At 71.3% G+C, this 7,525-nt stretch carries 5 protein-coding genes; 1 reads left to right on the forward strand and 4 read right to left on the reverse strand.

Annotated elements, in window-relative coordinates:
- Positions 1 to 25 precede the first annotated feature (25 nt).
- Positions 26 to 3,421, reverse strand: coding sequence for a S8 family serine peptidase (locus ABZ135_RS35920; RefSeq protein WP_356702093.1), 3,396 nt, complete (start codon positions 3,419 to 3,421; stop codon positions 26 to 28).
- 163 nt (positions 3,422 to 3,584) lie between these two features.
- Here ABZ135_RS35920 and ABZ135_RS35925 point away from each other — a divergent pair, with 163 nt between their 5' ends.
- A complete protein-coding gene (locus ABZ135_RS35925) occupies positions 3,585 to 3,917 on the forward strand; it encodes a type II toxin-antitoxin system PemK/MazF family toxin (protein ID WP_356702095.1) in 333 nt (110 codons plus the stop codon).
- A 68-nt stretch (positions 3,918 to 3,985) separates the two neighbouring features.
- On the opposite strand, the gene ABZ135_RS35930 is transcribed toward ABZ135_RS35925, so the two are convergent.
- The 3 genes from ABZ135_RS35930 to ABZ135_RS35940 all read right to left on the reverse strand — a co-directional run.
- Positions 3,986 to 5,002 (reverse strand): TIGR03842 family LLM class F420-dependent oxidoreductase, encoded by a 1,017-nt coding sequence (locus ABZ135_RS35930; RefSeq protein WP_356702097.1) that lies wholly within the window; start codon positions 5,000 to 5,002, stop codon positions 3,986 to 3,988.
- Between the two features lie 47 nt (positions 5,003 to 5,049).
- Positions 5,050 to 6,444 carry a dihydropyrimidinase gene (gene hydA, locus ABZ135_RS35935; RefSeq protein WP_356702099.1) on the reverse strand — a complete coding sequence of 465 codons (1,395 nt, stop codon included), beginning with the start codon at positions 6,442 to 6,444 and terminating at the stop codon, positions 5,050 to 5,052.
- A gap of 19 nt (positions 6,445 to 6,463) precedes the next feature.
- The coding region (locus ABZ135_RS35940; RefSeq protein ID WP_356702101.1) for an aspartate aminotransferase family protein at positions 6,464 to 7,525 on the reverse strand (1,062 nt) is incomplete at its 5' end.

The raw sequence follows: 7,525 nt of genomic DNA on the forward strand, positions 1-7,525 counted from the left end.
AGCCCGCCGGCGTTGCCGGGACGCGTTAGCGGAGCGGGTAGGCGGCGATCACGGTCTGATCGGTGACGTTGCCGTCGGCGTCGATCACCTGGGCCTTCAGGGAGACGGTGCTCCCGTCCTCGGGAGTGCGGAAGACCGCCTTGTACGTGCCCTTGCCGGTCGGTACGACCATGGCCTTGCGCCAGGTCGTGCCCTCGTCGCCGGAGACCTGGATCTCCAGCTTGTCGATGCCGGGCAGCGACGCGCCCGGCTGGGCGACGATCTCGACCGGCAGCGCGGTCACCGGCCTGCGGTCGGCGACGTTCCGGCTGTCCACCTTCGGCTGGTAGCGCACGCCGAGCACCGGCAGCGGCGTCTCCCCGGTCGTCGCGGCCGAGGAGAAGGTCCAGCTCAGATCGGTCCGGGTGCTGAACGTGGCGTACGTCTGCCGCGTCTGCGAGGTCTCCAGCCGGTACGTCGCCCTCTCGGCGGGCAGCCCGCTCCTGCTCGCGTAGCCGAAGAACGGCTCGTCCGCGAGGAGTTGTCCGTCCTTGTAGAGCCTGCTGTACGCGGAGTCGGTCAGACTGCCGCCCACGTTCCCGTCGGCGTCCGACGCCGCCGCGGTCGACAGGAACAGCACGTCACCCTGCCGGGTCGCGGTCAGCGGCGCCGGGCTGAAGACGGCCGCGTTGAGCCGCTGACGGTAGGTCTCGCCGGGCGTGTGGTGCGTGGACGGCGAGGTCAGGGAGCTGATCTGAATCGGGAACGGGTAGTCCGGGTCCGGGTGCGGGACCACCTCTCCGATGGTGGTGCTCCAGCGGGCCGAGGCGTCGCCGAACAGCAGCAGCTTCGTGGTGACCGGCGCATCGGCGGTCAGGACGGCCGCCCAGATCGCGCCCGTGTTCGGCGCGGTGCCGACCACGATCCGCTCGACCTGCCGGTCGGAGGTGGCGTGGACGGTCTGGTCGACGACGGCCAGGTCGTCGGTCGTGACGTGCCGCAGGAATCCGGTCGGGAAGCCGCCCGGTGTGGTGTCGAGCTGGCTGTACAGGTACGGCGTGTTCGTGAACGTCCCGTCGGCGGAGCGCCTGCCCCACTGCGACGAGACATGACCGGTCATCTGCTCCGGCGGCAGGGAGGCGCCGAGCTGTGCGGTGTGGACGTCGTCGAGGTCGCGGAACAGACCTCCCGAGTCGAGCGAGCGGAGCTGGTCGGCGGACCGCCGCAGGTAGCCGATGCCGGCGAGCGCGATCTCGGCGTCGGTGTGCGGCACGGTGACCTTGACGGGCCTGGTGGTCCGCGCGTCGAGGACCAGCGTGGTGTTCCCGGTCAGCCGCAGACTCGGCTGGACGAGGTAATAGGTGGCACCGCCCTGGCCGTCCGGGCCGTCGAGCGCCATGATGCTCTCCACCGAGTACTCGCCCTTGGGCAGCCGCAGCTTCGACGTGCCGTCGTGGTCGTTGCGGATCCAGGTGAAGAGGTCCCTGTCGAGGCCGAAGACCACGCCCATGGCGGCCATCGGTTCCCCGTCGGGGCCGACGCTTCTGACGGTCAGGTCGTAGCTCTCCTCCTCCCGGACCACACCGATCGCGGTCCGGACCGTGAGGTCGCCGGCGGTCGCGGTGATCCGGCCGGAGTAGCCGCCGTCGGGGCCGCCGTGGTCGGTGTCCGATGTCGCCCGCACGGACGCGGTCCCGCCGGCCGCGATGGTGAGCGTGTTCGCGCTGAGCCGGATCGCTCCGTCCGGGGCCGGGTTTCCGTCGGGGCCGGCCAGCGTCGCCGTCAGGTCGAGCGTCACCGGCCGGTCGCCGAGGTTGCGGTAGGTGAGCGTCCTGGTCACCGGGGTGTCGTCGTCGTGCGGTGACATCGCCGTACCGAACGAGAGGCTGCCCGGCTCGGTGATCACGCTCTGCGTGATGCCCTCGGCGACGTCGACGCGGCCGGCGCCCTGCTGGAACACGGTCTGGTCGGCGGCCGGCCTCGCCGAGGCCATCAGCGCGCCCTTCAGCTCGGCGGGCGTCCAGTCCGGGTGCCGCTGCGCGAGCAGAGCCGCCGCGCCGGCGGTGTGCGGGGTCGCCATCGAGGTGCCGCTGAGCCGCAGGTACCGGTCGCCCACCGGCGTACCGATGCTCGACTTCTCCGCCTTGGCCGCGACGATGCCGACACCGGGCGCGGTGACGTCGGGCTTGATCGCCCCGTCGCCCACCCGGGGGCCGCGGCTGGAGAAGGGGGCCAGCCGGTCCCGCTCGTCCACCGCACCGACGGTCAGGGCGGCGTCCGCGCTACCCGGAGAGCCGACGGTCTCCTCATCGGGGCCTTCGTTGCCGGCCGCGATCACGAACAGCGTGCCGGTCTGCGCGGTCAGCCGGTCGACGGCCTCCTCGAGCGGGTCGGTCTCCGGTGTGTCGGGGCCGCCGAGGCTGAGGTTGACGATCTTCGCGTGCACCTCGTGGGCGGCCCACTCCATCCCGGCGAGGATCGCCGACTCGGGGCAGCCAAACTGCGCGCACACCTTGCCGTCGTACAGCGTGGCGTCCGGCGCGACTCCCTTGTGACGGCCGTCCGAGGCCGCCGCGGTGCCGGCGATCGTCGAGGCGACGTGGGTGCCGTGGCCGACCAGGTCCTCGGCCGCCTCGTCGGTGAAGTTCTTCGCGCCCGCGACCCGGCCGGCCAGGTCCGGGTGCGTGGCGTCGACGCCGGAGTCGAGGACGGCGACCGACACGCCCTTGCCGGTGTACCCGGCCTGCCAGGCGGTCGGTGCTCCGATCTGCGGGACGGACCGGTCGAGGCTGATCTCCCGCTTGCCGTCGAGCCAGATCCTCTCGATGCCCGCCGTGGAGCGCGCCGAGACGGCGCCGGTCAGGAACGCGCCCGCCGTCGCCTTGTCCACCTTCACCGCCGCGCCGTTGACGACCGGCAGCGGGCGCGTCACGGTCGTGCCGGGTGCGGCCGACCGCTTGCGGGCCTGCTGGTCGGCGTACGTCACGATCACCGGGATCGCCGTGGTCGACGTGTCGTCGTAGCCGGCCTTGATCAGACCGGTCACGTCGAACAGCCGCCGGTCCAGGCTCCCGCCGGCTATGCGGTCCTGGACGTCGGACGGTAAGACGTACAGGTGGTCCTTCAGGCGGTACGTACGGAAGCTGACGTCGCGTCGGCCCTCGCCCGGTTCGATCGAGGCCCGGGCCGGGTCGCCGCCCTTCAGCGTGATCCGGTCACCGGTGATCAGCGTGACCCGCCGATCCGGTGCCGCCGCCTGTGCGTGCGCCTGTGCCTGTGCCTGTGCGTGCGCTCCGGCGACGGTCGACTGCTGTCGCGGCCGGACCTCGGATGCCTGCGCGGGACCGGCCAGGCCCACCCCCGACAGGCACAGTCCCGAGGCTGCGATGAAGGCGACGGCTCTGGCGGAGCCGGATCGCCTCGATCGTGGTGCGAATGCCACCACGCGTCCTCCCCTTCGGTTGATCTCGTGCCGACGGACCGGCCGCCTCCGCGGGCAGGACCGGTCCACCGATCACCGTTGGCCGCGATACTTCCCAGCCGTCAACCGCCTGTCCATGTGTTTCCGTGGCCACTTATTGCTCATTCGGAATGAGGTGGGGCTTGTGCGACGTGGCGAAGTCTGGTGGGTCCAGTTCGACGAGCGGAGGTTGGTCGTCCTGCTGTCAGGAGACGACGCGTCCGGGTTCCAGGTGATGCAGGTCGTCGCTCCGGCGGGCTTCGACATCAGCGGTCTGGGCATCGAGGTGCCGGTCGGCGCCGGTGACGGGCTGCCGCTCGAAGGGGTGCTGCGGATCGCGTTGCCGCGCCCGGGATTCACCCCGTGCACGTGGCTGACCACCGTGTCCCGGGAGGACCTGATGGAGCGGGCGGCCGTCCTGTCCCCCGGGAAGCTCAGCGAGATCGACGACGCCCTCCGGCGCGGTGAACAGGGATAGGAGTCCATCGAGATCACGCGTCTGCTCCGGGAGGTCACCGGTTTGCCACACCGGCATCCCGCCGGCCGCTACGCGTTCAGGGCGGGGATGACGGCGCAGCCGTACGCGTCGATGGTGCCCTCGCGGTGGTCGTGCATGTTGTAGACGGCGAACTGGTCGACCCCCAGGTCGCGGAGGTGCCTGAGCTTCGCGATGTGGGCCTCGGCCGGGCCGAGGAGGCAGAAGCGGTCGACGATCTCGTCGGGGACGAAGTCGGTGGAGGGGTTTCCGGCGCGGCCGTGGTGGCTGTAGTCGTAGCCCTGCCGGTTCTTGATGTACGCGGTGAGCGCCTCGGGGACCATGGCGGAGTGCTCGCCGTACCGGGCGACGAGGTCGGCGACATGGTTGCCGACCATGCCGCCGAACCAGCGGCACTGGTCGCGGGCGTGGGCCAGGGCCTCGGGCGAGTCGTCGGCGGTCACGTACGCGGGGGCGGCCACGCAGATTGTGATCGCGGCCGGGTCGCGGCCGGCCTCCCGGGCCGCTTCCCGGACGGCCTTGACCATCCACTCGGTGAGGAACGGGTCGGCGAGCTGGAGGATGAAGCCGTCGGCCTTCTGCCCCGCGAGGGCCAGCGCCTTGGGGCCGTACGCGGCCATCCACACCGGCAGTTTCCCGTCCTTCACCCACGGGATGCGGATCGGGTTGCCGTCGACGACCGCCTCGCGGCCCTCCGCGAGGTCGCGGATGACGTCGATGGCCTCGCCGAGCCGGGCCAGGGTGTTGGGCTTGCGGCCGGCGACGCGCATCGCCGAGTCGCCCCGGCCGATGCCGCAGACGGTCCGGTTGCCGAACATGTCGTTGAGGGTGGCGAAGGTGGAGGCGGTCACCTCCCAGGTCCGGGTGCCCGGGTTGGTCACCATCGGGCCCACGCGGAGCTTCCTGGTGTGCTCCAGGATCTGGCTGTAGATGACGAACGGTTCCTGCCACAGCACGGCCGAGTCGAAGGTCCAGCCGTAGCGGAAGCCGTTGCGCTCCGCCCGGCGCATGAGGCCGACGACCTGCGAGGCGGGCGGGTCGGTCTGCAGGACGAGTCCGAAGTCCACGTGGGGACCTCCAAGTTCGAATCGGTGCGGTGAGATCCTGCGGTGGTTCAGCCCAGGTACTGGCAGGTGGCGCGGGGCACGAACATGCCGTGGCCGGCGCGGCCCACGTACTTCCGCCGTTCGACGACCACCTCGCCGCGCGACAGCACCGTCTCGACCTGACCGGTGACGGTCTTCCCCTCGTACGCCGAGTAGTCGACGTTCATGTGGTGGGTGGCCGCGGACAGGGTCTGCGTGGTGTGCGGGTCGTAGATGACGACGTCGGCGTCCGCGCCCGGCGCGATCGTGCCCTTCTGCGGATACAGGCCGAACATCCGGGCCGGGGTGGCGCACGCGATCTCGATCCAGCGGCGGCGCGAGATGTGCCCGTCCACCACCGCCTGGTGGAGCAGGTCCATGCGGTTCTCGACGCCCGGCAGACCGTTGGGGATCTTGGAGAAGTCGCCGACGCCCAGCTCCTTCTGGCCCTTGAAGCAGAAGGGGCAGTGGTCCGTCGACACCACCTGGAGGTCGTTGGTCCGCAGCCCCCGCCAGAGCGCGGCCTGATGCTCGCGCGGCCGCAGGGGCGTGGAGCACACGTACTTCGCGCCCTCGAAGCCCGGTTCGGCGAGGTTGTCGGTGGAGAGGAAGAGATACTGCGGGCAGGTCTCGCCGAAGACCGGCAGTCCCAGGTCGCGGGCCGCCGCCAGTTCGGCCACCGCCTCCTCGGCGGACACGTGGACGACGTACAGCGGGGAGCCCGCGACGCGGGCGAGCTGGATGGCCCGATGGGTCGCCTCCGCCTCGAGGAGGGCCTTGCGGACCTCGCCGTGGTAGCGGGGGTCGGTCTCGCCGCGGGCCAGCGCCTGCTCGACCAGGACGTCGATCGCGATGCCGTTCTCGGCGTGCATCATGATCAGGCCGCCGGTGTCGCCGGCCTTCTGCATGGCCCGCAGGATCTGCCCGTCGTCCGAGTAGAAGACGCCCGGATACGCCATGAACAGCTTGAACGAGGTCACGCCGTGCTCGATGAGCCGGGGCATCTCCCTCAGCGTCGTCTCGTTCACGTCCGACATGATCATGTGGAAGGCGTAGTCGATCGCGCAGTTGCCGTCCGCCTTCTGGTGCCAGGCGTTCAGCCCGGCCTCCAGCGCCTCTCCCTTCGACTGCACCGCGAAATCGACGATCGTGGTCGTCCCGCCCCACGCCGCCGCCCGCGTCCCCGTCTCGAAGGTGTCGGAGGCGAAGGTGCCGCCGAAGGGCAGCTCCATGTGCGTGTGCGCGTCGACCCCGCCCGGGATCACATACTTGCCCGAGGCGTCGATCACCCGGTCGGCCGTCCACTGCTGGGTTCCCGGCGCCGCCAGGGCCACCACGCGGCCGTGGTCGATCAGCACGTCCACGTGCAGTTCGTCGGCGGCCGTGATGACGAGGCCGCCCCTGATGAGTGTGCGGGTGCTCACGGGACATCTCCCCTGCGAACTAGAGGGTCTGGAGGGCCTGTTCGAGGATCGCCGCGCCTTCCTCGGCCTCGGCGACGGTGAGCGACAGCGGGGGCGCGATGCGCAGGGCGCTGGTGTTGTGGCCGCCGCCCTTGCCGATGAGCAGGCCGTTCGCGCGGGTGGCCTCCAGGACGGCGGCCGCGGCGTCGGGGTCGGCCCGGTCGGTGCCCGGTTCGGTGAGTTCGAGGCCGATCATCAGGCCGCGTCCGCGGACCTCGCGTACGGCGTCGATGCCGGCGGTGACGGCCCGGAGCCGTTCGATGAGGAGGCCGCCGACGCGGCGGGCGTTGCCCTGGAGGTCGTGTTCCAGGAGGTACGCGAGGTTGGCGAGCCCGGCGGCCATGGTGACGGGCGAACCGCCGAAGGTGGAGATGGAGTTGGCGTCGAGGCAGTTCATGATCTCGGCGCGGGCGACGACCCCGCCGATGGACATGCCGTTGCCGATGCCCTTGGCGAAGGTGAGGATGTCGGGCGGCCCGGCCTGGCCGTGCGCCTGCCAGCCCCAGAAGTGGTCGCCGGTGCGACCCCAGCCGGTCTGCACCTCGTCGGCGATCCACAGGATGCCGTGCCGGTCGAGGACGCGGCGGAAGGCGGCGTAGAGGCCGTCGGGCGGGGAGGTGAAGCCGCCGACGCCCTGGACGGGTTCGGCGATGAGGGCGGCGACGTCCCGGGTGTGGCCGAGCAGGTCCTCCAGGTCCGCGACGCACGCCTCGACGAAGCGCTCGTCGGTGTACTGGGCGTACGGGCCGCGGGTGCGGACGCCACCGTGCACGTACAGGGTCTGGAGCGGGGAGAGGCCGGTGGGCGACCAGGAGCGGTTGCCCGTGATGCCGACGGTGGAGAAGGAGCGGCCGTGGTAGCTGTTGCGCATCGCCAGGATCTGGTTCGAGCGGCGGTACGCGGTGGCGAGGAGCAGGGCGGTGTCGTTGGCCTCGGTGCCGGAGGTGGTGAAGAAGACGCGGGCGTCGGGGATGCCGGAGAGGGCGGCGATGCGCTCGGCGAGCTCCACCATGGGGCGGTTGAGGTAGAGGGTGGAGGAGTG

Source organism: Streptomyces sp. NPDC006339, assembly GCF_040612775.1.
Classification (GTDB): Bacteria; Actinomycetota; Actinomycetes; order Streptomycetales; family Streptomycetaceae; genus Streptomyces.